This is a genomic window from Moorena sp. SIO3H5 (assembly GCF_010692395.1).
Taxonomy (GTDB): Bacteria; Cyanobacteriota; Cyanobacteriia; order Cyanobacteriales; family Coleofasciculaceae; genus Moorena.
In genome coordinates this window covers 1-1,019 of sequence record NZ_JAAHHS010000831.1, presented here as the reverse complement: position 1 = coordinate 1,019, position 1,019 = coordinate 1, and the positions used below count along the sequence as shown (strand labels likewise).

Annotated in this window: 2 protein-coding genes; both read right to left on the bottom strand. The window is 41.5% G+C overall.

Annotated elements, in window-relative coordinates; translation table 11 throughout:
• Nucleotides 1-251 precede the first annotated feature (251 nt).
• The gene (locus tag F6K52_RS37240; protein WP_364421563.1) at nucleotides 252-824 is read right to left on the bottom strand and encodes a chorismate-binding protein; all 573 of its coding nucleotides are present in this window, start codon (nucleotides 822-824) and stop codon (nucleotides 252-254) included.
• On the bottom strand, nucleotides 766-1,019 hold a 254-nt coding region (locus F6K52_RS36845; protein ID WP_364421561.1), incomplete at its 5' end, for a chorismate-binding protein. The genes F6K52_RS36845 and F6K52_RS37240, both read right to left, overlap by 59 nt.

Here is a 1,019-nt window from a genome sequence, read left to right as displayed (position 1 = left end):
ATTCCATCACTCCATCCCTCCTTCCCTCCTTCCCTCCATCACTCCTAATCAGGAATTTTCGGTATTACAAAATCGGTATTCTAGGAGTCAAAGGTCATTTCTAGCTGCGATCTTTATATCAATGGTAAGTTTATTACCGCCGACCTATACTAGTTCAAGGCAGCTCTAACCATGCCCTAGAATTACCGCCGGGGATATAAACCCATAATGCTTGTAATGGAGCATCACGTCATCACCATCAAACTTCACAGTTAATAATTATTCTGAGCATATTGATTGAGTACCATTGCTAGTGCTTTTAATTGTGCCCGGGCTTTGTGCAGAGACTCATACCATTCTTTCTCAGGAATGCTGTCCGCCACAATTCCGGCTCCCACCTGTCCCCAAATCACATTGAGTTTTGATAACTCCTGAGGTAACTGTTCCCATAGAAATGATGGTAAACAATGTTGGGGATCAGTTTGGGAAGTAGAGCAATCTGGTAAATATCCTGCTGGTTTTATCCGAGCATCAATCCCTTTGTCAGGACCCTCAGCATCATAGCAGGGTTGGTTGGTTGATGGGATGAGGGGAGATGAAGTTTCTGTGGTAGATTTTGATGACTTTTGTATATCTTCATATATTTTTGTATCAACCTTGGTTGTCATGGCTGAAACTGGAACTAGGAGCAAAGTTCTAATCAAAATATTGAGATCTAAGTTACCTTGCCAGTCTAAGTATCCACAGGAACCATAAAATAAGTTACGCCTAGTTGGTTCTAATTCTTCAATAATTTCCATACAGCGAACCTTGGGACAACCAGTAATTGTCCCTCCAGGAAACATGGCACGAATCAAATCTACTCCATTTACAGAGGTTTTTTAATTTACCCGTAACGTTACTCACAAGATGCATGACATGACTGTAACGTTCAATGGTGAGTAATTCATCGACGGTTACAGTACCCCACTGACAAACTCTACCTAAATCATTGCGCTCTAAGTCTACTAGCATGATGTGTTCGGCAAGTTCTTTGGTGA